The organism is Daejeonella sp. (assembly GCF_049655485.1).
Classification (GTDB): domain Bacteria; phylum Bacteroidota; class Bacteroidia; order Sphingobacteriales; family Sphingobacteriaceae; genus Daejeonella.
The window spans coordinates 1-6,185 of the sequence record NZ_JBASJU010000088.1 but is presented as its reverse complement, the minus strand read 5'-3'; the positions used below and the strand labels follow the sequence as shown (position 1 = coordinate 6,185).

At 42.9% G+C, this 6,185-nt stretch carries 5 protein-coding genes and 1 pseudogene; 3 read left to right on the top strand and 3 right to left on the bottom strand.

The features are described 5' to 3' along the window. Window positions 1-552: pseudogene (locus WBJ10_RS03680) on the bottom strand (phospho-sugar mutase); the annotation flags it as partial. Between the two features lie 165 nt (window positions 553-717). Here WBJ10_RS03680 and WBJ10_RS03675 point away from each other — a divergent pair. Both WBJ10_RS03675 and lysA read left to right on the top strand, forming a co-directional pair. Beyond that, window positions 718-2,031, top strand: coding sequence for an aspartate kinase (locus tag WBJ10_RS03675; RefSeq protein WP_424288201.1), 1,314 nt, complete (start codon window positions 718-720; stop codon window positions 2,029-2,031). Window positions 2,032-2,065: 34 nt separating this feature from the next. Beyond that, window positions 2,066-3,220: a diaminopimelate decarboxylase gene (gene lysA, locus WBJ10_RS03670; RefSeq protein ID WP_424288202.1), complete on the top strand. Its 1,155-nt coding sequence runs from the start codon at window positions 2,066-2,068 to the stop codon at window positions 3,218-3,220. Window positions 3,221-3,411: 191 nt separating this feature from the next. On the opposite strand, the gene WBJ10_RS03665 is transcribed toward lysA, so the two are convergent. Further along, window positions 3,412-4,632: an acyl-CoA dehydrogenase family protein gene (locus WBJ10_RS03665; protein ID WP_424288200.1), complete on the bottom strand. Its 1,221-nt coding sequence runs from the start codon at window positions 4,630-4,632 to the stop codon at window positions 3,412-3,414. A gap of 274 nt (window positions 4,633-4,906) precedes the next feature. Between WBJ10_RS03665 and WBJ10_RS03660 the strand changes: the two genes are divergently transcribed. Then, the gene (locus WBJ10_RS03660) at window positions 4,907-5,299 is read left to right on the top strand and encodes a hypothetical protein (RefSeq protein ID WP_424288199.1); all 393 of its coding nucleotides are present in this window, start codon (window positions 4,907-4,909) and stop codon (window positions 5,297-5,299) included. A gap of 120 nt (window positions 5,300-5,419) precedes the next feature. Here WBJ10_RS03660 and WBJ10_RS03655 read toward each other — a convergent pair whose 3' ends face one another. After that, complete coding sequence (locus WBJ10_RS03655) at window positions 5,420-5,845, bottom strand: hypothetical protein (protein WP_424288198.1); 426 nt, start codon at window positions 5,843-5,845, stop codon at window positions 5,420-5,422. Window positions 5,846-6,185 lie beyond the last annotated feature (340 nt).

Here is a 6,185-nt window from a genome sequence, read left to right as displayed (position 1 = left end):
AGCAGCCACTTCACTCATCACCATCTTGTCATCCGGCGATGTGAACTGCCCGCCATCAGCACCATAGGCTTTATAACCGTTATATTCTTTTGGATTGTGGGATGCGGTAATCATCACACCACTCTTGCATCCTAAATGTCTGATCGCAAAAGACAGTTCAGGAGTCGGACGGAGCTCTTTAAAGAAGTATACATGAATCCCATTAGCCGAAAAAACTTCAGCAGTGATTTGAGCAAAATAATCCGACTTATTCCGGCTATCGTGCGCAACGGCAACCTTAACTTTCTCGCCGGGATATTTCTTTAGGAGATAGTTGCAAAGTCCCTGAGTAGCTGATCCAATCGTGTATTTATTTACCCGGTTTGTCCCTGGGCCCATAGTCCCCCGCAGGCCGCCTGTACCAAATTCAAGATCCCTGTAAAAGGAGTCGGTAAGTTCTGTGTGTGATTCAGAATCCAGAAGGTTTTGTATGGCCGCTTTTGTTTCAGCATCATAGTTTCCTTCCAGCCATTGATTTATTTTATTGGTGACAGAGAGTTCTAACTTTTCCATGAAATTTAATTATTGTTTGGTATAATACTAAACAACCCCGAAATAGTTTGCTTGTTGCTAATTTATTTAACTTATGGCGTAATTTTGGTGGCTTTTTTGCTAATTTTAGCAACTCGTTGCACAAGTATAAAAATGATTTGCTGCAATCTAAAATTCAAGGATTAAATGAAGGTACTAAAGTTCGGTGGAACGTCAGTCGGCAGTCCCGATCGCATCAAAAAATTATTAGATATTATTCAACCTCAAAACAGGCAAATCGTTGTACTTTCTGCTGTTTCGGGTACTACTAACAGCCTTTTGGAGATTGCTCAGGCATATCTTTCGGGAGATAAGACCAAGGCGGCTGATCTCACTAAAGCGCTGAAGGATAAATATGAGGTTTTCATTAAGGAGCTATTTTCGACGGAGGAGGGATTAGAGAACGGTAAGGATCTCATTGATTACCACTTTAATTTGATCTCATCATTTGCCAATGAGCACTTTACAAGTATTGAAGAAAAGATCATTCTTGCCCAGGGTGAATTGATTTCCACCACTTTATATCATATTTATCTGACGGAGATCGGGGTTCGCTCGAGACTATTACCTGCATTGGATTTCATGAAAATCGATGAAGATAATGAGCCAATGGTTGAATATATCACGGAACATCTCCAGCCGCTTCTGGATGAAGATCCATCAGAGACTTTGTACATCACACAAGGGTATATCTGTAGGAATTCGTTCGGCGAAGTAGATAATCTGCGTCGCGGCGGAAGCGATTATACTGCTTCACTAATCGGTGCGGCAATCCGGGCTGAGGAGGTGCAGATATGGACCGACATCGACGGGATGCATAATAACGACCCGCGTATTGTTAAAGGTACCAAGCCTATTGCCCAACTTTCTTTTGACGAGGCTGCAGAGCTTGCTTATTTTGGTGCGAAGATTCTTCATCCGCAAAGTGTTTTCCCTGCTCAGAAATATAAAGTCCCTGTTCGTTTGCTTAACACGATGGAGCCTGAAGCAGGGGGTACCCTGATTACCAATGAAAGCGAGCGCGGAAAGATAAAATCTATCGCTGCTAAAGACGGTATTACAGCTATCAAGATACAGTCGAGCCGGATGCTTTTGGCTTATGGCTTCCTGAGAAGGGTGTTCGAGATATTTGAGAGATATAAAACTCCGATAGATATGATCACCACTTCTGAAGTTGCTGTATCGGTTACTATCGACGACACCCGTAACCTGGAGGAAATAATTAAGGAACTGAACAATTTCGGTAAGGTAGAAGTGGACACCAATCAAACTATTGTCTGTGTTGTGGGAGATTTCGCTGCCGACAAACATGGTTATGCCTCTCGGGTTTTGGAAGCGATGAAGCATATCCCGATAAGGATGATTTCCTACGGCGGAAGCAGCTATAATATTTCTCTGCTGCTTGACGATAAACATAAAGTTGAAGCCTTGCGTTCATTACACAATCGCTTATTTGAATAAACTAAATCAGCTATCTGCTGGTAGAACTAAATCTATGTTTGACGAGAATACACTTGCACGTTTTGAGAGTTTAGAAACGCCATTTTACTATTATGATCTGGCTTTGCTTGAAAAGACACTTAAAACCTGTAAAGAGGCTGCAGATAAGTATGGCTTTCATGTTCATTACGCCTTTAAAGCAAACTTTGATGAGTGCGTACTAAAAGCAATTCAAGCCGAAGGTTTTGGTGCCGACTGTGTGAGTGGAAACGAAGTTAAGAAAGCTATTGAGATCGGGTTTGACCCTGGCAAAGTGGTATTTGCAGGTGTTGGTAAATCGGACAAAGAGATCATTACAGCATTAGAGAATGATATTTACTGCTTTAATGTAGAATCGGTGCAGGAATTGGGAGTTATCAATGAACTCGCAGCAAAACGGGGCAAAACAGCTCGCATCGCTATCCGGATCAATCCAAATGTTGATGCTCAGACACACCATTATATTACTACAGGCCTTGAAGAGAATAAATTCGGTGTCAACCAGTGGGAACTGAAGGCTTGCATGGAGGAACTGAAAAAATCTGCTAACCTCAAGCTGATCGGTATACATTTCCATATTGGTTCGCAGATAACGGATTTGGAGGTCTTCCGGAGCCTGTGTGTTAAGACTAATGAATTGAGCCAATGGTTCGGGGAACATGGCTTTCAATTACAGATCCTTAACGTTGGCGGCGGATTCGGAGTTGATTATCATCATCCTGATGAGGCAGCGATTAACGATTTTGCGAGTTATTTCGAAGTATTCGATAAATTCCTCGAACGTAAACCCGGACAGGAAGTGCATTTTGAACTCGGCCGCGCCCTGGTTGCACAATGCGGCAATCTCATCAGCCGTATACTTTACGTGAAGAACGGAATCAAAAAGAATTTCATTATACTGGACGCGGGCATGACTGAGCTGATGCGCCCTGCATTATACCAGGCTTTCCACAAAATAGAGAACCTTACTGCTGATAAAAAAGCCAATTCGGTTAAATACGATGTGGTAGGGCCCATCTGCGAAAGCACAGACTGGCTGGGGAAAGAAGTGGAACTTCCAGTTTCTAAAAGGGGGGATATTGTTGCTCTCCGGACAGCTGGGGCTTATGGACAGGTGATGGCGTCGGGGTATAATTTGAGGGATATTGTGAGGTCCGTGTATTCGGAATAGGAGCAAAGAACAAGGAGCAAGGAGCAAGGAGCAAGGATCCCGGAAAAGAAAGCTGCATTTAAAGTGACACTAGAGCCGGGGAAGAGGGTTTATAATGCGGCGATATCTGAGTATTTGAAGGAGAAGAAGAAGTAGAGCAAGGAGGAAGGCAGCGTCTTTGCTCCTTGCTCCTTGCTTTTTGTTCCTTTTTCCTATTGGAAGGCGTTTAACCCCGTCACATCCATCCCCGTAATCAACAGGTGTATATCATGTGTTCCTTCATACGTCACCACAGATTCTAAATTCATCATATGACGCATAACCGGGTATTCGCCGGTAATTCCCATCCCGCCAAGGATTTGACGCGCTTCACGGGCAACATTCATAGCCGTTTCAACGCTATTACGTTTGGCCATAGAGATTTGCGCAGGACTAGCCCGGTTTTCATTTCTTAGAACTCCGAGTCGCCATACAAGCAGCTGTCCTTTAGTAATCTCGGTAATCATCTCAGCCAATTTCTTTTGTTGCAATTGAAAGCCTCCGATCGGGCGGCCGAATTGCATACGTTCTTTAGAATAACGCAGGGCCGTATCGTAACAGTCCATAGCCGCACCAAGTGCACCCCAGGCAATACCATATCGCGCCTGGTTTAAGCATCCCAAGGGACCTTTTAATCCCGACACATTAGGCAGCAGATTTTCCTTTGGAACTTTCACGTTATCGAAAACCAGTTCGCCGCTTGCGGAAGCACGGAGGCTCCACTTTCCGTGGATTTCTGGCGCAGAAAAACCTTCCATGCCTTTTTCAACGATCAATCCCTTAATAATGCCCTGTTCATCTTTAGCCCAAACGATGGCAATATCTGAAAAGGGAGAGTTGGAGATCCACATTTTAGCACCATTGAGTAAATAGTGGTCGCCTTTATCTTTAATATTGGTGATCATACTTCCCGGATCAGAACCGTGATCGGGCTCCGTAAGGCCGAAGCATCCAATAAACTCGCCGGAAGCAAGCTTTGGTAAGTATTTCTTTTTTTGTTCTTCAGACCCGTAGGCATAAATCGGATACATGACCAGGGATCCCTGCACCGATGCGGTCGAACGGATACCTGAATCGCCTCGTTCGATTTCCTGCATGATCAGACCATAAGAGATATAATCAAGTCCAGCACCGCCATATTCTACCGGAATAGTGGGACCAAATGCACCGATATCAGCAAGGCCCGGAATCAGGTGTTTAGGGAATTGTGCTTTTTGAGCGAAATCTTCGATTACCGGACTAACTTCTTTTTTAACCCAGCTACGTACACTGTCGCGTACCAATTTATGTTCTTCGCTTAAGAGTTCATCGATGAGATAATAATCAGGAGCTTCATACAGATCTTTCTTTGATGATCTGTGTATATCATTATTCTTAGCTGTTTCAGATGACATATGGAATGTTTTTGTCAAAACTAATAAAAATTAAGCATCAAGTAACAGTTATCAGGTATCACTGAACGCTTCCTCATTAAGCCTGCGGAAAGTACCTTTTAGTCGGCGAATTAAGCTCATCCCAGATTCCTGAAAACCTAAACCTTCTTCACCGATTTTTCTCCTGCTTTTACCGAATACTTACGGCTCCCTGCCAACTAAGCATATGCCAGCATTGAATACTGAGGTACATTTTATCAACAAAACAAACAAGAAATATTAAAAACCAACAATCATGAAAACGATATACACACTTTCAACAATCATTCTAATCGCCATATCACTGAACAGCAAGGCTGATGACAGAATCAAAAACAATGGAAAAACCTCAATGGTTCCCATTGCACCGTTCGTATGGGGAGATCCTGAAACTGAAGCACCGGACGGAATTAAACGTAAAGCGAAAAATGCGATGGTTCCAGTTGCACCATTCGATTGGGGCTCTCCAGAGGACGCAAATATCAATGAGATGCGTCACCTGCTCGTGCCAAGTGCACCTTTCAATTTTGGCGAACCTGATACTGATATCCCGGCAGGACTAAAGTTTATTAAAGCGAAAAATGCAAAAGTTCCAGTTGCTCCATTTGAATTCGGTAATCCTGATACTGATATCCCCACTGATATCTAAGCTAAGTCCCGGGTCGTACAATCCCCAAACAAAAAAGAGATCCCCGAAAGGCTCTCTTTTTTTTATTGCTGAGGTTTTAACCCCAACTATTAATGAAATTCTGATCCTCTCTTTCAGTTTTCACCTTTCACCTTTCATCTCCCTGTTTCTCCCCAAAATCCACCCCGCAACAGCCCCAGCTATCCCCATCAATATCGCATTACAAAGTGCTTCAACAAATATCGATTCAATGGTGTTCATATTCAGCTGTCCCAAAATCATGAAACCGGTACCGAGCGTATATAAAAAGAAAGCTATCGCCCCATATACAGCACCCCGGGAAGCGGATGTTATCCCTGCCGCATTTAAGCTCCAGGCTAACAATATTCCCCAAATCAAATTCCCGACACCGATGGCCCAGATCTCCATCGGGTCTTTAATAAGTCCCGGATAAGAGGGCATTGCCGACATAAAGTAATCGGCCATGACAATTCCATAAATGCCATACCCAACCAGGAAAATAACAATACCTGCTACGATCCCGCTAATTAATGTTCTTGTGTTCATGTTTTGTGATTTAGTGTAGTTATAGAAAATTAATCTATACTTCGATAATTCCAACAGTTTTTGAGGAGTATTGCATTCTAATTGTCTGATAATCAAATAAAATGTGCCGTTCTGAGAATTAGCCGGCAGCTGTAGATTTCTTGCTTTTAAAATCTCTTTCGATAATAGTTCCTATATTTGCCTATGATTTGGAAATTAGTAAAAGATGGATTACCAGAGCAAGCAAAAGATGTTCTTTTGTTTGATGGAGGACAAATATACTTCGGTTATTACAGCGAAAAGTATCACAAATTTGTGGTAGCTAATGATAAAGTGTCGCTCGACGACTTCACTCATTGGA